Origin of the sequence: Dapis brunnea BLCC-M229 (genome assembly GCF_050015995.1) — a bacterium.
GTDB lineage: Bacteria > Cyanobacteriota > Cyanobacteriia > Cyanobacteriales > Microcoleaceae > Trichodesmium.
The window spans coordinates 15,546-41,848 of sequence record NZ_JBNHEP010000067.1; the positions used below are offsets into that span (position 1 = coordinate 15,546).

The 26,303-nt window shown below is 37.6% G+C and carries 19 protein-coding genes and 1 pseudogene; 12 read left to right on the top strand and 8 right to left on the bottom strand.

What is annotated here, in order from left to right; all coding sequences use genetic code 11:
• Positions 1–114 precede the first annotated feature (114 nt).
• On the bottom strand, positions 115–1,905 hold the full coding sequence (locus ACP6PM_RS07875) for an ABC transporter ATP-binding protein (protein WP_426583419.1): 1,791 nt from the start codon (positions 1,903–1,905) through the stop codon (positions 115–117).
• Between the two features lie 542 nt (positions 1,906–2,447).
• Between ACP6PM_RS07875 and ACP6PM_RS07880 the strand changes: the two genes are divergently transcribed.
• The 5 genes from ACP6PM_RS07880 (at position 2,448) to ACP6PM_RS07900 (ending at position 6,921) form a co-directional block, all read left to right on the top strand.
• The gene (locus ACP6PM_RS07880; RefSeq protein ID WP_426583421.1) at positions 2,448–3,035 is read left to right on the top strand and encodes a hypothetical protein; all 588 of its coding nucleotides are present in this window, start codon (positions 2,448–2,450) and stop codon (positions 3,033–3,035) included.
• A 118-nt stretch (positions 3,036–3,153) separates the two neighbouring features.
• Positions 3,154–4,374 (top strand): potassium/proton antiporter, encoded by a 1,221-nt coding sequence (locus tag ACP6PM_RS07885; RefSeq protein ID WP_426583493.1) that lies wholly within the window; start codon positions 3,154–3,156, stop codon positions 4,372–4,374.
• Positions 4,375–4,431: 57 nt separating this feature from the next.
• Entirely contained in the window at positions 4,432–5,007 is a 576-nt protein-coding gene (locus tag ACP6PM_RS07890; RefSeq protein ID WP_426583423.1) for a DUF3124 domain-containing protein, read from the top strand.
• Positions 5,008–5,311: 304 nt separating this feature from the next.
• Positions 5,312–6,655, top strand: coding sequence for a methylglyoxal synthase (gene mgsA, locus ACP6PM_RS07895; protein WP_426583424.1), 1,344 nt, complete (start codon positions 5,312–5,314; stop codon positions 6,653–6,655).
• A gap of 158 nt (positions 6,656–6,813) precedes the next feature.
• Complete coding sequence (locus ACP6PM_RS07900; protein WP_426583426.1) at positions 6,814–6,921, top strand: DUF2887 domain-containing protein; 108 nt, start codon at positions 6,814–6,816, stop codon at positions 6,919–6,921.
• A 971-nt stretch (positions 6,922–7,892) separates the two neighbouring features.
• Here ACP6PM_RS07900 and ACP6PM_RS07905 read toward each other — a convergent pair.
• The 3 genes from ACP6PM_RS07905 to ACP6PM_RS07915 all read right to left on the bottom strand — a co-directional run bounded on the left by ACP6PM_RS07905 (position 7,893) and on the right by ACP6PM_RS07915 (position 14,063).
• Positions 7,893–9,815: a sister chromatid cohesion protein PDS5 gene (locus tag ACP6PM_RS07905; RefSeq protein ID WP_426583428.1), complete on the bottom strand. Its 1,923-nt coding sequence runs from the start codon at positions 9,813–9,815 to the stop codon at positions 7,893–7,895.
• Positions 9,816–10,225: 410 nt separating this feature from the next.
• Complete coding sequence (locus tag ACP6PM_RS07910) at positions 10,226–11,866, bottom strand: NACHT domain-containing protein (protein WP_426583430.1); 1,641 nt, start codon at positions 11,864–11,866, stop codon at positions 10,226–10,228.
• Between the two features lie 247 nt (positions 11,867–12,113).
• Positions 12,114–14,063, bottom strand: coding sequence for a sister chromatid cohesion protein PDS5 (locus ACP6PM_RS07915; protein WP_426583431.1), 1,950 nt, complete (start codon positions 14,061–14,063; stop codon positions 12,114–12,116).
• Positions 14,064–15,433: 1,370 nt separating this feature from the next.
• Here ACP6PM_RS07915 and ACP6PM_RS07920 point away from each other — a divergent pair.
• Complete coding sequence (locus ACP6PM_RS07920; RefSeq protein WP_426583432.1) at positions 15,434–18,169, top strand: valine--tRNA ligase; 2,736 nt, start codon at positions 15,434–15,436, stop codon at positions 18,167–18,169.
• Between the two features lie 112 nt (positions 18,170–18,281).
• On the opposite strand, the gene ACP6PM_RS07925 is transcribed toward ACP6PM_RS07920, so the two are convergent.
• Positions 18,282–19,064 carry an HNH endonuclease gene (locus tag ACP6PM_RS07925; RefSeq protein WP_426583434.1) on the bottom strand — a complete coding sequence of 261 codons (783 nt, stop codon included), beginning with the start codon at positions 19,062–19,064 and terminating at the stop codon, positions 18,282–18,284.
• A gap of 277 nt (positions 19,065–19,341) precedes the next feature.
• On the opposite strand from ACP6PM_RS07925, the gene ACP6PM_RS07930 reads away from it, so the two are divergent.
• The 5 genes and pseudogenes from ACP6PM_RS07930 to ACP6PM_RS07950 all read left to right on the top strand — a co-directional run.
• Positions 19,342–19,710: a hypothetical protein gene (locus tag ACP6PM_RS07930; RefSeq protein WP_426583436.1), complete on the top strand. Its 369-nt coding sequence runs from the start codon at positions 19,342–19,344 to the stop codon at positions 19,708–19,710.
• 113 nt (positions 19,711–19,823) lie between these two features.
• Positions 19,824–20,105, top strand: coding sequence for an RpnC/YadD family protein (locus ACP6PM_RS07935; protein WP_426583438.1), 282 nt, complete (start codon positions 19,824–19,826; stop codon positions 20,103–20,105).
• A gap of 74 nt (positions 20,106–20,179) precedes the next feature.
• Positions 20,180–21,250 carry an acyl-CoA dehydrogenase family protein gene (locus ACP6PM_RS07940; RefSeq protein ID WP_426583440.1) on the top strand — a complete coding sequence of 357 codons (1,071 nt, stop codon included), beginning with the start codon at positions 20,180–20,182 and terminating at the stop codon, positions 21,248–21,250.
• Between the two features lie 1,144 nt (positions 21,251–22,394).
• Complete coding sequence (locus tag ACP6PM_RS07945; protein ID WP_426583442.1) at positions 22,395–22,694, top strand: STAS domain-containing protein; 300 nt, start codon at positions 22,395–22,397, stop codon at positions 22,692–22,694.
• 48 nt (positions 22,695–22,742) lie between these two features.
• Positions 22,743–22,997 (top strand): annotated as a pseudogene (locus ACP6PM_RS07950) (IS630 family transposase); the annotation flags it as partial.
• A gap of 405 nt (positions 22,998–23,402) precedes the next feature.
• Here ACP6PM_RS07950 and ACP6PM_RS07955 read toward each other — a convergent pair.
• The 3 genes from ACP6PM_RS07955 to petN form a co-directional block, all read right to left on the bottom strand.
• Positions 23,403–23,726 (bottom strand): hypothetical protein, encoded by a 324-nt coding sequence (locus ACP6PM_RS07955; RefSeq protein WP_426583444.1) that lies wholly within the window; start codon positions 23,724–23,726, stop codon positions 23,403–23,405.
• Between the two features lie 616 nt (positions 23,727–24,342).
• On the bottom strand, positions 24,343–24,603 hold the full coding sequence (locus ACP6PM_RS07960) for a hypothetical protein (RefSeq protein ID WP_426583445.1): 261 nt from the start codon (positions 24,601–24,603) through the stop codon (positions 24,343–24,345).
• Between the two features lie 739 nt (positions 24,604–25,342).
• Positions 25,343–25,432: a cytochrome b6-f complex subunit PetN gene (petN, locus tag ACP6PM_RS07965; RefSeq protein ID WP_293098586.1), complete on the bottom strand. Its 90-nt coding sequence runs from the start codon at positions 25,430–25,432 to the stop codon at positions 25,343–25,345.
• Between the two features lie 120 nt (positions 25,433–25,552).
• Between petN and ACP6PM_RS07970 the strand changes: the two genes are divergently transcribed.
• Positions 25,553–26,032 (top strand): hypothetical protein, encoded by a 480-nt coding sequence (locus tag ACP6PM_RS07970; RefSeq protein ID WP_426583447.1) that lies wholly within the window; start codon positions 25,553–25,555, stop codon positions 26,030–26,032.
• Positions 26,033–26,303: the final 271 nt, after the last annotated feature.

Consider the following 26,303-nt stretch of genomic DNA (forward strand, 5'->3'; position numbering starts at 1 on the left):
AGAATATCCTAGAAGTAATGGCGACCTATTATAACTATTAGCTTTATAAGCTAAAGCTAGATTTGAGGAAAAAAATATCTTATAAATAGCCTCGAAGCTACTACTTATAAAATTCTAACTTACTAATCTTAAACCAGATTGTACCCGCCATAAACTACCATAAATTCCTGATTTTTCTAATAGTTCCTCATGGCGACCAAATTCTACTATTTTGCCGTATTCCATGACATAAATACAATCGGAATTTCTGATTGTAGAAAGACGGTGAGCAATAGCAATAGTTGTCCGATTTTGAGTGATTTTTTCTAAAGACTTTTGAATAGCTGCTTCAGTTTCATTATCCACTGCTGAAGTTGCCTCATCAAGTATCAGAATAGGAGGATTTTTTAACACTGCTCTAGCAATAGCAATTCGTTGTCTTTGACCTCCTGATAATTTCTGTCCTCTTTCCCCAACAATAGTGTCGTAACCCTGGGGTAATTTATTAATAAAATCATCTGCTTCAGCAATTTTAGCTGCTGCAATAATCTCTGGCAAAGTTGCATCAAAAGAACCATAACTAATATTTTCTGCCACAGTTCCATGAAATAAAAATACATCCTGACTAACTAAACCTATTGCCCGCCGTAAATCTTGTAAATTAATTTGATTTATTTCAATTCCATCCAGAGTTATTTTGCCTGACTGAGCTTCATAAAACCTCAGTAATAATTTGACTATCGTACTTTTTCCAGAACCTGTTGAACCGACAATTCCAATAGTTTTTCCTGCTGGAATTTTCAGGGAAATATTTTGCACGACTGGAAAATTTTCCTGATAGGCAAAAGTAACATTTTCTAACTCTAATTCTCCCTTAACCGACTCAACAGATAAAGGTTTATCTCCCGGATGAATAGTAATCGGAGTATCCAATAAATTCATCACCCGATTCGTAGAAGCCATACTTCTTTGATATAAATCAAGAGTTTGTCCTAAACGAGTTAAAGGCCATAATAATCGTTGAGTTAAAAATACCATAACACTATAAGTACCTACGGCTAATCTACCAGCAACTGCTTCTAATCCACCTAATAATAAAGTTGCCACAAAACCGATAAAAATTATAATTCTAATTAGAGGTACAAAAGCAGCAGAAAAAGTTATAGCTCTTCTATTACTGGTTTTATAAGCTTCACTTTCTCTAGTAATTCTTCCTACTTCATAATTTTCTGCTGTAAAGCTTTTTATTGTAGTAATTCCTGAGAGATTATTAGATAATTGCCCACTTAATAAACTGACTGTTTCTCGAACTTCAGCATAACGAGGAGCCAGAAATTTTTGAAACCAAATTGAACCCCAAATAATAAACGGCATTGGTAATACTGCCCACCAAGCGACACTAGGAGCTAAAACAAAAAAAGCACCACCAATAATTATCACTGTTACTGTTACTTGAATTATTTCATTTGCCCCTACATCCAAGAATCTTTCTAGCTGATTAATATCATCATTTAAAATTGCCATTAAATTTCCTGTACTACGTTCTTCAAAATAGGCTAATTCTAAATCTTGTAAATGAGTATAAGTTTCAATGCGTAGATCGTGCTGAATATTCTGAGCTAAATTCCGCCAAATTCGCTCATAAGCATATTGAAAAATTGATTCTAATCCCCAAACAATTAAACTAAGAAATGTCAAAGCCAAAAGTTGCCCAAAAATATCTTTGATTCCCCATTGAGCAATTAGAGAATCTTCTTGTTTGACAACAACATCCACTGCAGCACCAATTAAAACTGGAGGTGCTAGGTCAAAAATCTTATTTAAAATTGAACAGATAACCGCTTGCCAAATTTGAGTCTTATAACTACTTCCATAGTTAAGCAAACGGAGAAAAGGATGTTTTGGTTTAAATATTTTTTCTGACAATGTAATCCCCTGATAAAATTTTTCCGAAAATACTCCAAATATTCTAACATAGTTGCTAGTATAGCACTACAAAAAAGTGTTAGGACATTAATAAAATTAAAATCATTCACAACCAATAGTTTTGACTTGAGCTGTTTCGCTATGTGACATGAAAAATACAGTTCCGACCTAGGAAGCTAGCTGTTTGCAGAGTATTCCAGCACGGAAATGCTTAAAGCATAAGTATAATGGATATCTCAAGATAATCAGTCTAGAGCAATCGTGAAAAATCCTTAAATCTAGAAAAATTATGAAACTATTAGTAAGCATTCAGCTATTAGTGGTCAACTCTCAGCAATAAGACCCTGCTCTTAAGGCTATACTTTATAAATATCTTTATTTAACATAAAACTTGATCAAACAAAGAAGTTATGTGTTTGCCATTAAATAGATTTTTGTCTTCTTCTTCCTTCTTCCTTCTTCCTTCCTTCTTCCTTCTTTCTTCTTCCTTCTTCACTAGCTTTAGTAGTTGGAACTCTAATTTATCTAATTCTAGCCAGAGTATGCTTACTATACAAGCTCAAGGTTTTCTCGATAACCGTCCCGACTTTTTTGACAAAGGACGACTCCAAATGGAGCAAGAAATAAAACAACTAGAACAACAAAATCCTCAGCCAATATTAACAATTGAATCAGGAGAAATACAGTGGCAAAATATTATTTTTAAAGAAGGTGGTTTCTCAATCTGGATGCCTGCTGGAACTATGACTGAAGAGACAGAAATCATTGAAACTGAGAAGGGAAAAATTAAATTTAAAGTATTTGCCAGTCATCCAGCATCAGCAAGATTTGTAGTGGCTTATTCTGATATTTTAAACAGTCAACAATTAGCCAATAAACAAAATATATTGCCCAAGTTTCAAAAGAAAATTGTTAATGTAACAGGTTTTGAATTGAGTAGCGATCGCTCCTATAATTTAGGAGATATTCCAGGTAGAGAATTCGTCTTGAAAAATGACGCTGAAACTATTACATTCCGAATCTATTTAGTAGGTCAACGGTTACATATTATCGGTGCAAGTGAAACAGCAAAAAATAATCAAATAGCTGGAGCAGTAGTAACTTTTCTAGATTCATTTAAGCTAAATTAAAATTATTGTCATGTTTGAACTGTTATCTTTTCCCTCAAATATTTAATTTTCTGTTCTCAACTCAAAAAGCACCATTTTCATGTAAGTTAAAAGAAAAAAAATATACCTTTTTAAGTTGATGATTCCAGTAGAACAATTATTTATAGTGGCAGGGGTGCTTTTGCTAGCTGGTATTATTGCCAGTAAAGCGGCTAATAAGTTAGGAGTCCCAGCTTTACTATTATTCCTTTTAGTGGGAATGGTAGCAGGTTCAGAAGGCATTGGTGGTATTGAATTTGATAATCCAATGCAAGCAAAATTGATAGGAGATTTAGCACTCACTTTAATACTATTTGCTGGGGGACTAGATACAAAATGGACTCAAATTAGACCTGTTCTCTGGAAAGGTCTAACACTTTCAACTGTTGGTGTAGGGATTACTGCCTTACTTTTAGGCTCATTTGCCTGGTTTATGCTTGGGTCTTTTACCAACTTCAATATTGGCCCAAAAGGTATTACTTGGTCAGAGGGACTATTGTTAGGAGCAATTATGTCCTCGACTGATGCTGCAGCAGTTTTTTCTGTACTCAAAACTAGCAATTTAGGACTCAAGGGAGACCTACAACCATTACTAGAACTAGAATCAGGGAGTAATGACCCAATGGCAGTTTTGTTAACTGTTCAAATAGTCGAAATTTTATCCACTGGTGATACTTCCATCATTAAATTATTGATTTCACTATTCTTGCAAATAGGAGTTGGTGGAGCATTTGGTTATGGTATGGGGCGTGCCATAGTATGGGTGGTAAATCATTTGCGCTTGAATTCCCAAGGTCTCTACCCAGTTGCAACCCTCGCAATGGCAATGCTGACATACGGGATTACAGATTTATTTGGTGGTAATGGTTTCCTAGCAGTTTATATTGCCGGAGTTGTGATGGGAAATTTCCGCTTTATTTACTCAGAAACTATTCGTAGTTTTCACGATGGTTTATCTTGGTTAATGCAAATTGTGATCTTCCTAACTTTAGGATTATTAGTATTTCCTTCCCGTCTCTTACCTGTAGCTAGTGTTGCTATAGTAATTGCGATATTTCTCATATTTATTGCTCGTCCTGTTAGTGTATTTATTTGTTTAGCTTTCAGTGGCTATCGTTTACGAGAAAAATTATTTATTTCGTGGGTAGGGTTACGGGGTTCTGTGCCAATTATTCTGGCAACATTTCCTGTAACTTCTGGTATTTCAGGTGGACGTAGTATTTTTAACGTTGTATTTTTTATTGTGCTAACTTCAGTTCTAGTTCAAGGTCTGACTTTAGCTCCTGCTGCTCGATGGTTAGGTTTAGTAGAATCAAATTAGATTTCCAAATACATTAGTAATTTCAACGGATTTATTTCACTAATATTCACAAGAAAAATGAAACAAATATTGCAGTGTATTTTTCTGACAATTACCGTAACATTACTCTGTTCTTGTACTTCTGCTCAAATCGTTCAACAACCACTAAGTCAACCAAATCATGATAATAATACTGCCGTTGCTGTTAATTATCCATCTGCCCAAAAAACAGAAATTATCCTCACTGAAAATCTAGAAATAACTACAGGACAGACTATTTATGTTCCGATATATTCTCATGTATATTACGCCAACCAGCAACGAATTTATAATTTATCAGCAACTCTAAGTATTCGGAATACTGACCTAGAAAATCCTATAATTATTACTGCGGTAAAATATTATGATACAGAGGGAAAATTGGTTAAACAATATCTGCAAAATCCATTAAAATTAAATCCTTTAGTTTCACGGGATTTTTATTTAGAACAAAAAGACCAAACTGGCGGTTCTGGAGCCAACTTTTTAGTAGAATGGGTAGCAGAAAAACAAGTAAATGAACCAATAGTTGAAGCGGTAATGGTTGGTGTTTCAGGAAGCCAAGCAGTGGCATTTTCTAGTTCAGGTAGGGTGATTGAAAATAAAACTAATTAAATGAAGGGATAAAGCGTATTTGAGCCAAATTAATTGGAGATAAAATTTAACCTCAAAAGCTTTTTTAAGTAGGGGTAAATGTAAAATAAATTTTGTCTAGGTACTCAGTTTATCTGATAAAACTCTTTGGAGATTTAAGATAAGCGTAATAAAATTTTTAAGGGTTAACAACCCAAGACCGCTATGGTTTCCTCAAATGATTCAGGTAGGTAGGGGCGCTACCCTAATAAATAAATTCAAAGCAAAAAAAACAATACTAAGTAAGTTCTATAATAAAAAGTATATCAATTCCGGGAAAAAAATCATGGCAAACATTATTGCTTTACTTGCTTATGACAGCAAAAAAGACAACTTAGTTGAATTTGTCAAAAAACATAAAATTGTATTATCTAGGTATCAATTAATAGCGACAGAAAACACTGCCCAATATATTTTACAAGAAACAGGTATAGAAATAAATTCTGTATTAGCAGGTCCTTTAGGAGGAGATGCTCAAATAGCTGTAGAAGTAACTACGGGTAATGTAGTTGCTGTTATTTGTTTGGTAGACTATCTATTCTATCAATCTTATGAACCCGATATCCAATTATTATTGCGTCTTTGTCAGGTGCATAATGTTCCCATTGCCATCAATATTGCCACCGCAGAAACTATTATTAACAGTTTCATTCAAACCACTGTTGCTCACCTCATATTTAACCCCATATCTGGTCAAGGTAATGCTCAACAAGAATTATCATTAATTAAATCACTTCTCGAACCTTATCTACATTTATATATACATCAAACAACCCCAGACAAAACAGCAGAAGAATTGACAGAATTAGCGATCGCTAAACAAGCAGATATAATTATTGCTTCTGGAGGAGATGGTACAGTTTCTGCAGTTGCTGGAGCTTTAGTAAATATAGATATCCCTCTGGGTGTAATTCCCAGGGGAACAGCTAACGCCTTTTGTATGGCATTAGGAATTCCCAGTATTACCCCCATCAGAAGTGCTTGCGAAGTTATCTTGGCAGGCAAAACTCGCGTTATAGATGTTGCCCGTTGCAACGAACGTACCATGATTTTATTAGCAGGGGTGGGATATGAAGCAGAAACCATAGAAAGAGCAGACCGGGAAACCAAAAACCGTTGGGGAGTGCTTGCATATATGATGGCAGGTTGGCAGCAGCTCAACGAACAGGAACTTTTTGATATTGAAATTGAAATTGACGGGGTGACGAAAACTTTCCAAGCAGGAGCTATTACTATTGCTAATGCAGCTCCACCCACATCATTTTTGGCTCAAGGTTTGGGACAAGTAATTATGAATGATGGTCTATTAGAAGTAATGATAATTACCTCCAATAGTAGACTTCAAGCTGTTAACACTGGAGTTAGAATGTTCGGGTCAGCAATATTTAAAACTCCTGCTCAACATGAAGACACTATTGGTTTGCGGACAAAACGGGTAAAAGTTAGTACAGATCCACCGCAAAAAGTTGTGCTTGATGGTGAAATTATTGGCACTACTCCTATTGAGGTAGAGTGTATTCCGAGTGGCTTAATCGTACTTGCTCCACCAACCAATGAAACTGAAGAAAAATCTGCCTGGAGTTTTCTCTCCTTCCCAAAAAGAGTTAAAAATCAGGAGTTGGAAAAATGAAGTAAGAAGTTAGAAGTCAAAAGTTAAAAATCATCGGATAATTTGAAGCTATAAAACAGTATAATCTGATTTATTGTAGGCAAAAAATAAAATATTTATTAGAATTATCCATTGTAAAATATTTGCCTACATTATCACTTAACTAGCAATTTTTTAATGTGAAAACAGACAGTATTTTCTATCAACTATTTCTCACATTTCCAACCAGTTTTCTTGAATTAATTGGTGTTGTTCAACAAATAGCTAATTCTGCTAATAATAATTAGATAACTGAAGAGATTCAGACTAATATCATGTCCGGATAATGAGTGATAAAAAAGTTTTTGTTTGTAGTAGGGCTTTAGCCCTAACTATAGATGGGGCTAAAGCCCTACTACGAGCCTTGATTATAACTATTCAAGCGAACATTATATCCTACATTCCGCACGACAAAATGTAGCATGAAAAACGGAGACAGGAGACAGGAGACAGGAGACAGGAGGCAATTAAAGTGGTCAATAGGAGTAAGTAATTGAGTATTTATGCTTAATATTTTCCTGAGAATCTGACTCCTGAGAAAGGTCAATGAATAGGATTTATAGAGTATAAATACGAACCCGCGCTACCATTTTTGATACTACTTTTAATATTACAACTTGACGTGCGGAATATGGGTTATATAATACCATGTCCGGTAGCATCGGAGCGTGTATAGAATTAAGTTTCAATTAGAAGAAACCCTTCAGCATAAGTGCCTTCTGCCCTCTGCCTTCCTTCCACAAAAGTACTCTTTGTGCAACAAAGCTATTATTAATTAGACCTCTCCAGAAAATAAACTTGCTCTTTATTTAAGACAAGCTAGAGTTGTAAAATTCACTCTCCGAAATCATTTTTCGTATCTTTTTCGTGAAAATATATTCCCTGTTAAGTGTTAAGTGTTCCCTACTAGCCGCAAAAAATCTATATCTTTTTCGGAGATATCTATTATATTATGTTCGGTTAAATAGTTATTATAATTATAGTTCGTAGTATAGCTCTCAGCCGGAACTGTAGATAGGGCTGAGAGCTATACTACAAACCATATACTTTATTATAAGTGATTATCCGAACATGATATTAGACATCTGGTGAAAATTCAAAATCAAATCAGTTATCATCCAGAAATTATTTGTTCTTTCTTCCTGTTCCCTGTTCCCTGTTCCCTGTTCCCTGTTCCCTCTTTTCCGGAGATATCTATTGTTAATTATTGAACAACGCCTCATTCGATTATTTCTAATGCATCTATCTTAGCTTTAATGTCTTCGTCTTCAAGATTGTTGTAGTGTTTGTTTAGTAAAATAATATCTTTTGGTTGCCAATCCACCTTTTTAACCACTTTATTAATCTGTGCTTTCAATTCAGGGCGCAGATATTCTAGATTTTCAGTGTTTGGCCAAGCATCAGCAAAAATCTCCAAAATTTTGTTGCCCTCTTCCCTACTAATAGATCGTTCCTCCCCAAAATTATTTATTTGATCGGGATATCGTTTTGGTGAACCCAACCATTGAATTAAAGTAATGGTATTAGATTCTCCTCCACTTGTAAAGTAAGCAAGAAAACGAAGTCCTGCTTCTTGCTCTCTGTTTCTATGAGTTGCATTCAAAATTTGTAAAATCTGCTGAGTATTAAATTTTCCAATCTGGGCTAGTGTTTTTGCTGTTGCTTCACGAACCTCCGAATCTTCATCCTCCAACAAACCTAACAATTGGGGAATCAATTGTTTAGCCTCCGAACCCATCTCACCCACTGCCAATACTGTTGCTTCACGGACATCCGAATTTTCATCTTTCAACAACTGCTGCAACTGGGGAATCAATTGTTTAGCCTCCGAACCCAGATTACCCACTGCGGATGCTACAGCAGCACGGACATCGGAATTTTCATCCTTCAACAACTGCTGCAACTGAGGAATCAATTGTTTAGCCTCCGACTCCAGATTACCCACTGCGGATGCTGCAGCAGCACGGACACGCTCATCTTCATCTTTGAACAACTGCTGAAACTGAGGAATCAATTGTTTAGCCTCCGACCCCAGATTACCCACTGCGGATGCTGCAGCGGAACGCACACGGTCATCCTTATCTTTAAACAACTGCTGAAACTGAGGAATAAATTGTTTAGCAGTCTCCGACCTCATCTCACCCAATGCCCATGCTGCTGCTCTACGAACACCCACATCTTCATCGCTGAACAACTTCTCCAACTCAGGAATAAATTGTTGGGCATCCCTTTCTATCTCACTCATCGCCCTTATTACTGCAAAACGAACACGTATGTTTCGATCCCTCGACAACTGCAGTAGTTGGGGAATCAATTCCATAGCTTCCCACCCCATGTCACCCACTGCTGTTGCTGCTACATAACGAACCTCCGAATGTTCATCGCTGAACAACTGCTGCAACTGGGGAATCAATTCTTTACCTTCCGATCCCATCTCATCCGCTATTATTGCTGCTGCGTAACGGACATCTGAATTTTCATCCCTCAATAACTGCTGCAACTGGGGAATCAATTCTTTAGCTTCCCACCCCAAATTACCTACTGCTGTTACTGCTGCTCTAAGGACATCCGAATTTTTATCCTTCAACAACTGCTGCAACTGGGGAATAAATTCTTTAGCGTCTGACCCCATCTCACCCACTGCTGTTACTGCTGCTGCACGGACACGCCAATTTCTATCCTTTAACAACTGCTGCAACTGGGGAATCAATTCTTGATTCTCTGACCCTATCTTACCCACTGCTGTTGCTGCTGCTCTAATAACACGCCAATTTTCATCCCTGAACAACTGTAGTAACTGGGGAATAAATTGTTTAGCCTCCGACCCTATCTCACCTATTGCTCTTGCTGCTGCCAAACGAACACGGAAATCTCTATCCCTCAATAATTTTCCAATTTGTTCTACTCGCTCCGACGGAATTTCAACAACAGGTTTAAAGTCATATTCAGACATTTTTTTCATAGCCTCACTCCAAACATCAGGGTCAGAATCATCTAATGCTGACCACATTCCCTGGAGCTGCCAGTCTTCTGGCGGTGATTTGTCAGAAGCTTGAACATGACTCAAATTTACTACTAATAACGCTACCAATAACAGCAGCAAAAAACGCCATTTACGAAGAAAGGAGTTAGAGAGTTTCATCGTCTTAAGATTGAGAGATAGAAAGCAGCATTTTTAAGCTTAACATAATTAAATTGACGGAAGAAAAAATTTAAGAAAGAATTTAGGCGAACTGAGATTGCTTCGCTCTACTTTGTTCCAGTCACAATGACAGAATAATATCTTGGTAGTCCTGTGTTAGGGCTAAAGCCCTACTAATAGCGCGTCAAGCTTGAAAATGTGGTTGAAAAAACCTAACCCCCCAACCCCCTTCCCTGCAAGGGAAGGGGGGAAATTCTCCCCTCTCCTTGCAGGAGAGGGGTTGGGGGAGAGGTCTTCATTGACTCGCTCTTTACCCACATTTTAAAGCTAGACGAGGTACTACAATTTTAGTCTAGACACACTACTACAAACAAAAACCTGATATAAATTTAATCAATTTATATCTTTTATTACTTGGGATTTTGCCACCCTTCAACAATAGCAACTCCTACATTAACGTAAGGATTATCTAATAATTCTTTGAGTGCTTCTTTGCCTCCTGCTTGTAATGCTCCGACAAAACGTTGACGATTATTTGGCGGAATAGAAGCGGTGACAAATGCTTCTTTTTCTGCATCTGTGGCATCGGGATTATTTGATTCTAATTGTTTCAATAATTTTTGAATTTCCTCAGCAGCTTCGGCGAGGGTTTGCTTTTCTTGGGAGCTATAATTATATTGGGTTCCACTTCCCATAACTTGACTGCCACTTTCAGCTTTTTCAATTACATTAGCGCCATCCATACTGCTACTATTTGTTTCAACTACTTCACCAACTTTAGCTTGACCAACTTTAGCTTGACTAAAGTCAAATTTTGATTTTTTAGGATCATTCATTTGTTCACTCCTTATATTCTTAAATTCAGTATTAGGGTTAGCTTCAATATTAGGGCTAGCTTCAATATTAGGGTTAAATTCAGTATTAGGGTTAGCTTCAATATTAGGGTTAACTTCAATATTTATATTACTATTTTTCTCAACAATCAGCAATTTAATAATTTCTAGTAGGTTGAAATTATCTCCATTTTTTGATAGTTCCGACCGAGAATTTAATCGTTGAATAAATTGGTCGCTCACCACATGGTCTTTCGTTTCCGCTGCATTTTGTAATAATTTCTCTCGCAGTAACCAGGCTTTTTCGTAGGGTAAAAGGGTGGCTAATAATAGATAAACTCCTCGAAATCTGGGGTCGTTAATATGTTGTTCTAATTTTTCATTTTCTCCACTGAGAAATGTCTGCACGATAAAATATTCTTGAATTTTGTCATGGCGGAAATACCATTGGGAACCGGAATTTGTTTCGACATGGCGTTGACGGCGCAAAACCATTTTGTACTTTTCCATGCAATGTAGCTCTTTTTTCCACTCGGACGGAATATTAATTTCATCGTTGAGGCGCATTTGATATGCTGTTTCGGCAAATTCTGTCAGGGGAAAAGAATTAAAATTTATCCGGTCGTATTCTGCTGCCATCACCTGATACTGCTGTTGTTGCAGGTTGAGCAAGTCGGGGGTTTTTCCCTGGGCGAGAATTTGCCCGACAATGGTTAGATCCATGGGATTTGATAGTAACCGACGGACTGCTTTGCGCTCTTCCTCTGACTGTTTCTGGTTATTGAATGCTTTTTCCAGGTATTCTTCGCAAGCATCTTCATATTCGGAGCGGGAAATTGAAGTTTCTGCGGATGGCGTAAACTGACGACTGCGGAGAAAACTGCCAATTTGCTGACGTTGCAATGGTTGGAGAATATAGGTTTTGGTGGCAGAAGGTGGAATCCAATCTAGGGGTTGTGTTGTTAGGAGAATATGACCCCGGAAATGACGCTCGACAAAATAACTGATTTTAGTGCGGGTGTCGGGGGTGACTTCATTGAGACCGTCGATACAAATTTCTAGGGCGTTGTTGTAGATAAGGTTTTCTAGGAATTTGCGGTCTGTTTGAGAAATGGGGATTTTGGCTTGGATGGCAGCGATCGCTCCTTCGGCACATTTGCTGGCGGGTAGGTAAACTAAGAGATTTTTGCAGGTTTTCGCCCAGTAGCGCAGGAACATAGATTTGCCGAGACCAGATTCTCCTTCAATGATCATGGGAGATTGCACTTTGGCAATGGCAGTTTTGATGGGTTGGAGGTTGTGGGTATTTTTCGGGCAAACCTTGGAGTCGGGAAAGTAATCTTGAGGGTTGAAACTGTCGAGGTTAGCGTCTGCGATGAGGAGGGGTTGGAAAGGGGAGAGGAGTCGGCGGCGGAGGAATGGTATCCAGGTGAGTAATAAACCGATGTAACCGAGTCCGGCAAATCTACGAATCTGGGGATGCCAGAATAGGCTTTGAATTTGGGGAGATTTGGGATAGAGGCAGAGAGAGGAGAATGAGCCAAGTTATGGGGTGCAGTAGTAGAATTTTCCAGATGTAGGATAAAACTTGTATTCCTTCTAATATCTTGATTTTTGTGTCGATGGAATCAGCATGAGTAGAGTTGGCAGCTTTTAAATTTTTGTAGTGAGTGGTGAGGAGGTTAATGTCTTGGGGTTGCCATTTGACGCGATCGACTACTTTAGCAATTTGTCTTTCTAATTCTGGGCGTAAGTCTTCTAGGGTTTCGGTTGCTTGCCAAATTTCAGCAAAGAGTTTTAAGACTTTTTTGCCTTCTTTTCGAGAATTATCAAACTTATTATTTTCATAGGGGTATTCTTTGGGTGAACCCAACCATTGAATTAAGGTAACGGTGTTAGATTCTCCGCCACTGACAAGGTAAGCGGTAAAACGAAGTTTTGCTTCTTCATAGCTGCTTTTAAGGGCTGCATTTAAAATTGGGAAAATCTCCTGAGTATTCAATTTTCCCATTTCACCCACTGCTGTTGCTGCTGCTTTACGGACAGAGGAATCATCATCACTCAACAACTTTAGCAATTGAGGAATATATTGTTTAGCCTCTGACCCCATCTCGCCTATTGCTGTTGCTGCTGAATAACGGACAAACGAATCATCATCTCTAAACAACTGTACTAACTCGGGAATCAATTCTTTAGCCTCCGCCCCGATCTGACCTACTGCCCACGCTGCTGTTGCACGAACTCTCGAATCATCATCACTCAACAACTGCAGCAACTGGGGAATCAATTCTTTAGCTTCTGACCCCATCTCACCCACTGCCATTGCTGCTGCTGCACGGACATCCGAATCATCATCACTCAACAACTGCAGCAACTGAGGAATCAATTCTTTAGCCTCTGACCCCATCTCACCCACTGCTGTTGCAGCAGCAGCAAGGGCAGTCCAATCTTTGTCCCTTAACAACTGTAGCAACTGGGGAATCAATTCTTTAGCCTCTGACCCCATCTTACCCACTGCTGTTGCTGCTGCTGCACGGACATTTGAATCTTTATTGCTGAACAACTGTAGCAACTGTGGGATTAATTGTTCAGCCTCCGACCCTAGATTACCCACTGCCCTTGCTGCTGCTTTACAGACACGCCAATCATCATCACTCAACAACTGCAACAACTGGGGAATAAATTCTTTAGCCTCCGACCCTAGATTACCCACTGCTATTGCTGCTGCTTTACGGACACGCCAATCATCATCACTCAACAACTGCAACAACTGGGGAATAAATTCTTTAGCCTCCGACCCTAGATTACCCACTGCTATTGCTGCTGCTCTACGAACATCCGAGTCTTTATCGCTCAACAACTTCTGCAACTGTGGAATAAATTGTTCAGCCTCCGACCCTAGATTACCCACTACTATTGCTGCTGCGGAACGGACACGCGAATCATCATCCCTCAACAACTGCTGCAACTGTAGAATAAATTGTTCAGCCTCCGACCCCATCTCACCCACTGCCGTTGCTGCTGCATAACGGACACGCCAATCTTGATCGCCGAACAACTTCTGCAACTGTGGAATAAATTGTTCGGCCTCCGACCCCATCTCACCCACTACTTTTGCTGCTACTGCAAGGACATCTGAATCTTTATTGCTCAACAATTTTCCAATTTGCTCAATCCGCTCCGGGGGAATCTCAACAGGAGGCTTAAGGTTATACTCAGACATTTTCTCCAAAGCTGCAACCAAAACATCAGGGTCAGAATCATCCAAAGCTGCCAACATTCCCTGGAGTTGCCAGTCTTCGGGGGGTGACTTCTCAGAAGCTCGAACATGACCCAAATTTACTACCAACAGCACCAACAACAACAGCAGCAAAAAACGCCATTTACGGAGAAAGGGGTTAGAGATTTTCATCATCTTAGATTGAGAGATATAGCAATTCCCACAGTTATGAGGTAAATTTACGATCCCCCTAAATCCCCCTTAAAAAGCTATCCTTTATAAGGAACTCCTGAAAACCTCGTGGGAGGGTGGGGAGAGGGGGAAGAGGGGGGTGGGGGGAGCTAAAACTGTACCTCTTTTGTTAAAAAACTGCTATAGAAAACAGCAGCTTATTTTAAGTCTATATATTAACATATTATATAGAATCCGGTTGAACACTCCTCATTACGACGATAGGAAACAATCTCCCAAAACCCTGAGATTGCTTCCTTCCACTCCGTGACCGTCGCAATGACTTGGGTGTAGTAATTATCCGGATTTGATATAACACCAATTTCATTAACCTAGTAGTTTTGTAGGTTGGGTTGAGGTACCCCGAAACCCAACAAAAATAGATAACCAATAAAGATAGATAAATTGTTGAGTTGCGGTCGCTTAACCCAACCTACTAGCGTGTCTAAACTAAAATTGTGGTTAAAAAACCTAACCCCCCAACCCCCTTCCCTACGAGGGAAGGGGGAGAAGAGTCCCCCCTCTCCTTGCAGGAGAGGGGCTGGGGGAGAGGTCTTCATTGACTCGCTCTTTACCCACATTTTAAAGCTAGACGAGTTAGTAGTAGCGTGTCTACACTAAAATTGTGGTTAAAAAAAACCTATCCCCCCTTACTCCCCTTTGAAAGGGGGGAGGAGGGAATGGGGAGAAGAGTCCCCCCTCTCCTTGCAGGAGAGGGGCTGGGGGAGAGGTCTTCATTGACTCGCTCTTTACCCACATTTTAAAGCTAGACGAGTTAGTAGTAGCGTGTCTACACTAAAATTGTGGTTAAAAAAAACCTATCCCCCCTTACTCCCCTTTGAAAGGGGGGAGGAGGGAATGGGGAGAATATTTCCCCCCTCTCCTTGCAGGAGAGGGGTCGGGGGAGAGGTCTCCATTAGACATAGGCGTGATAATTAAAAATCAAATCAATTATAGTGCATAAACCATTAATTATTTCCCCCTAATCCCTACTCCCTACTCCCTACTCCCTCTTTTCCGGAGAGGTCTCCATTATGCTCAAACTTACCCACAAAATAAATCTAGACACGCTACTACTGTAAGTTTTGTAGGTTGGGTTGAGGTCTTCCGAAACCCAACAAAGATAGATAAATTGTTGGGTTGCGCTGTCGCTTAACCCAACCTACTGGACTGACACATCTAAAACTGTGCATTAGAAAAATGACTTAATCTCTAATAAATTCAGACTTTTCCTAAAAATTTATTGCACCATTTAAGGTGTGTCAGTCTACTACTGTAAGCTATGGCACAATATTAAGGACAATCAAATAGTGTCCAAAAATTTAATTTCATCTATGACCAAAACCATACCAGAACTACCAACCAAATACGACCCCTTTGCTACTGAAGCTAAATGGCAAAAGTATTGGGAAGAAAATAACACTTTCAAGGCTGACCCTAACCAAACCGGCGACCCCTACTGTATCGTTATTCCCCCACCGAATGTTACAGGTAGTCTCCATGCAGGCCATGCTTTTAATAATTCCCTGATAGACACGCTTATTCGTTACCATCGAATGCGGGGTGACAATACCCTCTACCTCCCAGGTACGGACCACGCTAGTATTGCTGTTCAAACTATTTTGGAACGCCAACTAAAAGCTGAGGGCAAAAGTCGCTACGATATTGGGCGGGAAAAATTCCTGGAACGTGCTTGGGAATGGAAAGCAGAGTCTGGTGGTACTATTGTTAATCAATTACGTCGTCTGGGAGTTTCTACAGACTGGACTCGCGAACGTTTTACTCTAGATGAAGGTTTATCTAAAGCTGTCATCGAAGCATTTATGCGTCTCTACGAACAAGGTCTCATCTATCGCGGTAACTATTTGGTCAACTGGTGCCCTGCTAGTCAGTCTGCTGTTTCTGACTTGGAAGTTGAAAATAAGGAGGTTAACGGCAACCTCTGGCATTTCCGTTATCCCCTTACTGATGGTAGTGGTTATGTGGAAGTCGCCACAACTCGCCCAGAAACAATGTTGGGGGATACTGGTGTCGCTGTTAACCCCAATGACGATCGCTACAAAAATTTGATTGGCAAAACTCTGACTCTACCAATAATGGAACGGGAAATACCTATTGTTGCTGATGAGTTGGTTGACCCTGAGTTTGGTACTGGTTGTGTGAAAGTTACTCCCGCTCACGACCCTAATGATTTTGAAATGGGTAAGCGTCACAATTTGCCATTCATTAATATCATGAATAAAGATGGCAGTTTGAATGAAAATGCGGGAGTGTTTGTTGGGCAAGACCGTTTTGAGGCACGGAAAAATGTTGTGAAACGGTTAAAAGAAGAGGGCGTTTTGGTTAAGGTAGAGGAATATAGTCATAGCGTTCCCTATAGCGATCGGGGTAAAGTACCTGTGGAACCTCTGCTGTCTACTCAGTGGTTTGTCAAAATTGAACCATTAGCAGAGAAAACACTAGAATTATTGGATAAACACAACCAACCGAAATTTGTTCCGGAACGTTGGACGAAAGTTTACCGTGACTGGTTGGTCAAAATTAAAGACTGGTGTATTTCCCGACAACTTTGGTGGGGTCATCAAATTCCTGCTTGGTATGCTGTCAGCGAAACTAATGGGGAAATTTCCGATAATACTCCTTTTGTTATTGCTCGCTCGGAGGCGGAAGCGTTGGAGCAAGCAAAGGCCAAATTTGGGGATAATGTGAAAATTCAACAAGACCCAGATGTTCTTGATACTTGGTTTTCGTCTGGTTTATGGCCGTTTTCCACATTGGGTTGGCCGGAAAATACTCCAGACTTAGCAAAATATTATCCTACTAGCACTCTTTCGACTGGTTTTGATATTATCTTTTTCTGGGTTGCTAGAATGACAATGATGGGAGTACATTTTACTGGAAAAATGCCGTTTGAAACTGTTTATATTCACGGTTTAATGTTAGATGAAAATGGCAAAAAGCAATCTAAATCTGCTGGTAATGGGATTAATCCTTTGTTGTTAATTGAAAAGTATGGAACTGATGCTTTGCGTTATACTTTGATGCGAGAAACTGCTGGAGCAGGGCAAGATGTGAGGATGGATTATAATCGGGAAACTGAGGAGTCGGCATCGGTAGAAGCGTCTCGAAATTTTACTAATAAAATTTGGAATGCTGCCCGATTTGTAATGATGAAATTAGGTGGTAAAACTCCTCAAGAATTAGGGCAACCAGAGGCGGATAAATTGGAGCTAGTTGACCGTTGGATTTTGTCTCGTTTCTATCAAGTTGTGCAGCAAACTTGCAATTATTTAGATAATTATGGTTTGGGGGAAGCTGCGAAGGGTCTTTATGAATTTATTTGGGGAGATTTTTGTGATTGGTATCTGGAATTAGTTAAGTCTCGTTTGCAAGGAGAGGATGAAAATTCTAAGTTAGTAGCACAGCAAACTTTGGCTTATGTTTTGGATGGAATTTTGAGATTATTACATCCTTTTATGCCTCATATTACTGAGGAAATTTGGCATACTTTGAATCAGGTTGGAGAAGAAAAATGTTTGGCTTTGGAGTCTTATCCAAAGTTAGATAATTCTTTGATTAATTCCGATCTAGAAGGGGAGTTTGAGTTATTGATTGGAGTAATTCGGACACTGAGAAATTTACGAGCAGAGGTTGATATTAAACCAAAGGTAAAAATTACGGCAATTTTGCAGAGTGAGAATGAAAAAGAACGGGAAATTTTGCAAAAAGGTGAGGTTTATATTCAAGATTTAGCTAAGGTTGAAACATTGGATATTACTCCTAGCGTTGATGAAAAAGTCGGTCAAACTATTGCTGGTGTTTTTGGAACTGTACAAGTTTTAGTTTCATTATCAGGAGTAGTAGATATTGAAGCTTTATCTGCTCGATTGGAGAAAAAATTAGGGAAGTTAGAGAAAGAAATTTTATCTACTTCTAAAAGGTTGAGTAAACCTGGTTTTGTCGAGAAGGCAGACCCTAAATTTGTCGAGGAAACTAGAAATAATTTAGCAGAGGCAGAAAAGCAGGCAGAAATTTTACGCGATCGGCTGAATAATTTAAAGTCGAATTAGGCAAATATGGTTGGGTTTAGTTATTAGCTAACCCAACCATTTCTATTTTCTATGTATCTTGTCTATACTCCCAGTATCTTCATCATAACTTTCATAAGTGGCAAGACATAATTTAAAAAGCTTCGGGGTTTTTAAGACTAATTATTTTTTTTAGTTCTTCAATGCTAAATGGAGGAGATTTCTTATGAATCATTGCATGGCAATTAGGACATAAAGGACGCAAATCTTTAATTGGATCGACTTCATATTGCCGATCTATATCAGATAAGGGTATTAAATGATGTACATGGATAAAATCTCTTCCAATTTCACCGAAAACTTTTTCAAAATTAAAACCACAAACATAGCAACTTGACCCATAGTATTCTATACAAATTTTACGAGCTTTTGAATTTCTTTCATAAGCATTAACGTTAACTTTATAAACAGAACCTTCTGGGAATTTATCGGATATTATGCTCTCTTGAACTTCATTAGGAAACAGAACTTTATTTTGATAATCGCTTAGATTAATATTATCGAATAACTCTTCAAAACTCTGCTTAGGATTCTCCAAAATCCAACAAACTAAGTAATTAATTTCCCCTTCAGAATAGTTTTTTAATCCTTCATATATTTCTTTTTCAAAACGCCATAAGTCTCTTTGCCACCAACCTTTACGCGGATTATTATGATAAGGATCGAATGAGTCTCTGATATTTTTTATTGTATTACCTGAAAATGAAAGTATTATCCCTATTTTTTTGTGCGTTTCATTTTTATTACCAAGTCCTAAATTTTGATAAGCCTTTTTATCAAATCTTGAAAGATAATAGCCTACTATATAAGCATGAGGACATTCGCATTCTCTAGATAAACTTATAAGACTACTCCAGTTTTGAGGTTTTTTCATCATCGGTAAATATCTAATTTAGTTCTGTTCTTAGTATTCCCCCGATGCTTCCTGCGGTTATCATCATAGATGGAAGAATACAGAAGCCTAAAAGAAAATGACAAGACAACCCCACGACCAATTTGCCAAACAATTCCTCAAATAATTACTTTCACCTTTTGGTAAAATCGAAATTAGTAAAGAAGTAACTGGAGAAGTTAGACAGATAGATATTTATTTTTCCCCAGCCTCAAAACCTCCTACTTCTAATTTCAATCTAGGAGTATTGAGTCAAATATTATTGAGCAATTGTTTAATCGAAGCATTTAGAAATCAACCTAGCTTAAATGAAGTTCGTAGTTGTCTACTGAAGTTATTTTCGCTTCAGAGTGAATTGCTACGAGAAGCCAAAAGGAATCAAGTATCTATTGAAGAAAAAGATTTGCCTTCTTTATGGATATTAGCTAGTTCTGCATCTGAGAAATTAATCAAGAGTTTTGGTTTTCAGCTAGACCCAGAAAACCCGGTGACAGGAGTTTACATTTCTACAGCAGGATTAAAGACAAATCTAATTGCAATTAATCAATTACCAGTAATACCGGAAACTCTATGGTTAAGAATATTAGGGAAGGGAAAAACTCAAAAATCAGCTATATTGGAAGGGGGTTAGTTGATTTATCACCAGAAAACCCATTGAGAAATTTGGCACTAGAACAGGTTTCAATATGGAAGACTAATTTAGAAATTAAACAAGATTTAACATCGGAGGAGAGAGAATTAATTATGAATTTATCACCAGCTTATCTGAAATGGCGTGAAGATGTAAGGCAGGAAGGACGACAAGAAGGACGACAAGAAGGACGTCAGGAAGAACGAAAGATTATACTAGAAAGCTTACTCAAAACTCGATTTAGTCAACTTGACCAAGAGTTATTAGAAGTTATCGAAACTTTATTAAACTTTTCTGCCGATCAATATGCTCAGATATTAATTAAATTAGTTAATTTATCACGGGAGGAAATCTTAGAGTTCATTAAAAATGAATCGTTAAAACAGAAGAATTGAACTAGAAAACTTAGCCCAACTTAATTATACCTATTTATTTATTCCTTTTTACTCGATCGCCCTTAATATTAATTATGCAAAATATAGAAGAAACTGCCTCTTCAATTTTACAAAATTCTGTAGCTCCCGTAGCTAACGAAATAGATAGTAACCATGAAGCACTAAAAACAGCTTTAATGAGTCTGGGAAGATCGGGTTTATTAGCACTACAAATTCCGCGAAAGTGGGGTGGTTTAGAATTAAGTCAACAAGATTATTTTAATTATCAATTACTCGTAGCAAAATCTTCTGGTGCATTAGCTTTTCTCCAAACCCAACATCAGAGTGCAGCAGCAATGTTAGCATCAAGTGAAAATGATCGAATACAACAACAATATTTACCTCATTTGAGTCATGGCAAAATCTTATTAGGAGTTGGTTTTTCCCAACTTAGACGCTCTGGGGAACCACTTGTCAAAGCTTTCCCTACTAAAGGTGGATATTATATAGAAGGAACGGTACCTTGGATAACTGGGTGGAATATATTTCAGGAATTTATTATTGCAGCAAAATTACCTGATGGAAAAGCAGTTTTTGGCATACTTCCTTTGGAGGAAACCATTACATTAAATGGCAGTATTAGTTTTTCAGAAATTATGCCTTTGTGCGCTATAAATTCAACTAATACTGTTAGTGCCACAGTAAAAAATTGGTTTTTATCAGATGAGCGAGTAGTTTCTTTCAAACCTGCAAATTGGATTCATCATAATGACAAACAAAAAATTTTACGCTTTACTCCTTTTGCTTTGGGATGTGCCTTCGCAAGTATAGATATTATGAGAGAAGTATCAAAAACCAAATCTCTTTGTTTTATTACAGATGCAATTTATTGTCTACAAGCTGAGGTTAATGAATGTCGAAATGCCATAGATGAAGCTAATAAAAATCCTGATACTGATTTTGCCAAAAAACTCCACCTCAGAGTAACATCTATTAACCTAGCCCAGCGTTGTGCTGCTGCTGCTGTTACTGTTTCTAGTGGCGCTGCTAATCACAAAAATCATGGAGCGCAACGGGTTTACCGAGAGTCTCTAGTCTACACAGTTTTTGCTCAGACTACAGCCATTATGGAAGCTACTCTCAAAATCTTAAGTTGTGGGATATAATTGGAAGTTTTAAGTTGTAATACTGCTGTAGAGAAGTCAGGCATTCAAAAGTTAAAAATAAAAGTTATTTTTGATTAACTAAACAGTTTAACTAATATCATTGCGGGTTAGCTATCAGCTATCAGTTTCATTGTCTTTAAAGAAGGAAAAAGCAATTAAGAGATTTCAAAGAATTAAAAGTATGGTTCATTAATTGGATAATAGACATCTCCAGAAAAGAGGGAACACTTAACTGGGAACACTTAACCCACCCCTAACCCCTCCCAGGAGGGGAGGAATTGATAATTTCTGGATAATAATTGACTTTACTTTTTATTTTTGGAGATGTCTAATGGATAATTACCTCTGGTTAAAACCGCAACGGAATTGAATATAAGGAAATATCCTAGCATTTTTCTCAAGGAAAGAATTGGATATGGCGTTTAGCGCTCCGCACAATGCGTGTTAACGCGGAGCGACTTGAATTGCCGAGCGGCTCTGAAAGAGCGGGAAAACTCCCCATCCCACCAGGTCATGCTCCACAAACGACCGCTCTCTTGGTCGATTGGATATGGCGTTTAGCGTTCCGCACAACTTCGTTAACGCTGCGCGACATGAAAAGCGTTCGCGGCTCTGCAAAGAGCGGGAGACCTCGCCATCCCATCCTACGGACTGCTCCGCAAACGACCGCTTTTTTTCCTTAAAAGGAGAGGCTTTATACCTTGATTTTTCGGTAAAAGCTGATCATTAAGCGTAGTGGACTGTTTCATCTAAAATAGTGCGTTACGACGGATTGCTGAATCCTTTTCATAGTCTGAATTTAAGCAGTCTAAAACACCCTACAATTTTGCACAAAATTAGCTGTGTTAATCCGGTAGGATTTTTAGGAGGAGTTTAAATCCCCTTCTAAACTTTAGAAAAATAATCTTGCTGAGTGCTGAGTGCTGAGTGCTAACCGCTTTTTTAAGGAGAATTATATTAGTAATTGAAATTTACTTCTTACTATTTCACATAAATTGTGATCTAGATCATTATTTATTCAACAAAAGTATCACTAGCAAAGCTCAATATTATCACTAATTCTACCTGAATAAGTCACTTATTAAATATATCATCACACCATACAATAATATTATGTTCCAAATTAGGGAGGTAGGAAAAAATCATGGCTCTTTTAATTCGTCCTTCAAGTGACTTTAACAAAAAAAATAGTTCTCTACTACAGAAAAAGTTACAAAAAATTCTAGCTACTGGCTCAGAACATTGCTGTGTAGTAGACCTCGCAACTTTAAATTATATTAATAATTATGGATTAATGACTTTATTTGCATTGCATCGTATAGCCAGTAAAAATGATTGTAACCTATATCTAATGAATTTAAATGATTCAGTTAAATATTGTCTAGAACTAACTGGACTAGACGGGATATTTGAAGTTAAGCAGAAGGCAGAGAAACCAATCTAAATTATGGCAGCTTATGCGGTTAAGCTTTAGAGGAGTATAGAGTCAGAATATGGAGTTAAATTTCTTTCTGTAAAAAGTTACTATAATCTTTGGAAATCAGCAGGAATGAGTTGGAAAAAAAACCAAAAAAATAATCCCAAACGAGATAGTCAACTCGTGAAAAATCAACATCAAGAAATCTGTAATTTATGAGAAGAACGTCGAGAAGAGATAGAAACTGGAAAGCTGGCTGTATATTTGATTTATGAATGTCATTTGCTGCAGGATGATATTTGTGGATATGTCTGGGGACTCACACCAGAATAATTGCCCTTAAAAATTGTGTAATATCATCTCGGCTTAATTGGTGCTCGAAAAACTTTCTCCTCATGATATAGAGTCACTTTTTTTAAACGACTTAAAAGGATTCTTAAGTATGATATTAGTCAGATTGTTATTACTCTTGTAACTCAACTCAGATAACATTTAATATCTGGATTGTAAATGGCTACAAATTCAGTTACAAAAATTTTTGATTTTGATTAATTATTCAAATATGTCAAACCCCTATAATAACGGAAATACCTTTGATTAATCAACTTGACTCATAGTAGATTTCTATAGGCACAAAGTGTTTTTCTTCTTTTTATACTACTTTTAATATTACAAGTTGACTTGAGGAATCTGAATTATTAAGAATCACTCTGCTTCTCAGGAACTCTAATGGGATTAAAAATTAACGACAAGTATACGACAATTGAGAATAGCTCTTTCAGCAGCAATTATCAATCTTAAATTATCTTTTTCTTCTATCGAATCATCTCTTTTTGATAAGAGCAAATATTCTTTTGATTGGTTTAAAAAAAAACCGGTAGTTTTGACGAAATCTTCTAGTATTATTTCCTGTATAGGAGTTACTTTTTCTTTCTTACAACATGGAAGATTTATTGATTCTATTAATTCAATAGCCCTATCAATCAATGCTAAATTTTTGAATTTTTCTATTCGATAGATTAAGATAATTCTTTTTAATAAGTATTCGAGAGAAGACATTTGCTTGTTGAAACAATTACCAAATATATTTGAATGAGCGGTCTTGATTTTTAGAGAATTCATTTTTGATTTTTTTACAAAAATATAACTACAACAATTTCCTTGCTTACAATAGTAAAGCAAACTACTCCAATAATGCAATAGCTAATCAGTATCTTTACTGAATCTTCACATAGTTAATCAATGTCAATATATTAGCTTTTAAAATACTTCTAAATTATAGATAAATGATGATAAATACGGTTGTAACGATCATAAATACAGTTGTAAAACACTGTATAAAATTACCGAAACAATTAAACAATTAAACAATTAAATAATTAGATAATTGAGGTTTAAAGCCTCCCCCTTGGATAGGGGAAAAAGCGGTCGGAAAGCGGAGCAGTCCGTAGGATGATCCAATCGACCAAGAGAGCGGTCGGAAAGCGGAGCATTCCGTAGGATGGGATGGATGGGTTACCTAACCATATCCAATCTCCCCTTGAGAAATAAATTTTTTCCTTTTGGTAAATCCTCTCCCTAAAAGGGAGAAGTAATTATCCATTATCCATTATCCATTATCCATTAATGAATGGACTGGTATACCTAAAAATGTAGGTTAAGTTGAACTGTAGCGTTAGTGCAGTTTATCTGAACGATGTTTATATATACTATTAAATTTATTAGTATCTTTAAGACCCGCTATGACTAAATCATGCAAATTATTTAAGGTATTTTTGAACTGTTTAACACCCCACTCATTTAACTCATTTTCAATATCCACATATAATTCTTCTACCGGATGACCAAAATGAGGTTCTGGTTCCTTTACTTCTTTGGCTACAATTAACTCTTTCCCTACTAATAAATGCCCTTTCATTAATCTCAAGTTAGTCATATACTCAATATCTTTACTTTCATTGGTAAAAACACCGAATTATTACCGAATAATTAATAATTAATAATTATTAATTAAATAATTCAGGTTAAAAGTCTCCCCTTTCAAGGGGAAAAAGCGGTCGAGGGATGCCTAGGTCTCCTCGGCATATCCAATCGACCAAGAGAGCGGTCGGAAAGCGGAGCAGTCCGTAGGATGGGATGCCGAGGTCTCCTCGGTATATTCAATCGACCAAGAGAGCGGTCTTTTGCGGAGCATGACCTGGTAGATGGGATGGCGAGGTTTCCCGCTCTTCCAGAGGAGCTGCCTCTTCCAGAGGAGCTGCCTCTTCCAGAGGAGCTGCCTCTTCCAGAGGAGCTTCGCTAACGCTAACGCTAACGCTAACGCTAACGCTAACGCCAGATCCAATCGACGAAGAGAAAAGAAATAATATTTCCTTATATTCAATTCCCGTACGGTTTTAACCAGAGGTAATTATCTATTATCCATTATCCATTATCCATTAATGAATCACAGTTTCCTGAATATTAGAATTAATAACTATCGCTAATACAGTAGCAATAAATCCCACAAAAAAATAACGTAAAACAGAGTTAATCTGATTGAGTAGTTTTCATGTATAAATAAAGATGGAATAGGTCGATCGCCTATCCCATCTTTGAATTTATTAGTAGATTTAGAGTTGTTTAGTGTGATAACACAAGCCAAAATTAAGTTTCTTAAAACTGATACCTAATTTTTAGAAACCGTTACGACCCCAAACTACCATCGAAATAGAGAACCCAAACAAAACTAAAAGGGAAACCCAACCTAATGACAAAATATCCATAACTGCTTTCAAAAAAAAAGGAAAAATTTACTCCAAATCCTATAATATTTTATTTATGGCATTTTGACTATGAGAGAATCAAATAGAACAAAATATTAATAGACATAAAATTGAGCTTATATGGTTAACTCTTCATCAAATTTTACCTTAGCAGAAAGAATTGAATCTCTCAAAGCAGGAACTCTTGCTGGTATCTCACTATTTTTGACTTTCGGCGCGATCGCCCTTGGTAATAACTTGATTTTGGGCCATAGTTGGGAATCATTGGCAAACTTAGAAATTATAACTCTAGACTGGAATATTTTGTTTGAGGCCGTGATCGCTTTTATTAGTGGATTTCTATTTGGTGTAACTTACCGTTATATTATTCGTCAGGATAGAAACCCTCATCTTAAATCAGGGGCAGTGGTGGCTTTTGGTTCTGTCAGAGGTTTAGGACAAATTGATGTGGGATTAAATTCTGAGGCCACATTTATTGATTTATGGCCTTTAATGGTATTAGGTATGGAAAGTGTAGTGGCCTTTGCTGTGGTTGGTCTTGTTTTAGACTTAGGTATTAGTCAAAAGTGGATTAAGCCTTTTGCTTCTTCCCCTAATTAAGATTAATAGACATCTGGTGATAATTAAAAATCAAATCAATCCCATACCCATAAATCATTAATTCTTTCCCCCTACTCCCGTACGGGCGATTCGCGAATCGCCCCTACTCCCTACTCCTTCTTTTCCGGAGAGGTCTAATATATAGTATTCAGCATTGAACATTTCCGTGCCGAAATGCTTCGCAAATAGCTTTAGTCAAAACTTTATAGGTAATAGCTTTGAAGTTTTCTAGTTGTCATCAGCTATGCTTCGACTGCTATACCTCTGGGAA